Source organism: Komagataeibacter melaceti (assembly GCF_003403295.1).
GTDB classification, from domain to species: domain Bacteria; phylum Pseudomonadota; class Alphaproteobacteria; order Acetobacterales; family Acetobacteraceae; genus Komagataeibacter; species Komagataeibacter melaceti.
On record NZ_QUWV01000167.1, the window covers coordinates 1 to 236 of the forward strand.

A 236-nucleotide genomic window follows, 5' to 3' on the forward strand; every position below is an offset into this window, starting at 1 on the left:
CAGTCACCATCCGGGCCACCGATCACGAACACGCCGGTCGGGTTGACGTAGAATTCGTCCTCGGGGCACATCCAGCCCTGCGGCAGGACATCACGCACGATGCTGCCCAGTTCCTCACGGATGGTGGCCTGGCTGGCACCTTCGACATGCTGGGTGGAGATCACGACCGAGGTGGCGCCAACGGGCTTGCCATCGACATAGCGCAGGGTCACCTGGCTTTTCGCATCCGGCTGCAG

Annotated in this window: 1 pseudogene; it reads right to left on the reverse strand. The window is 64.0% G+C overall.

The window, feature by feature from the left end:
* A pseudogene (locus DY926_RS15440) lies at positions 1 to 236 on the reverse strand (methionine adenosyltransferase); the annotation flags it as partial.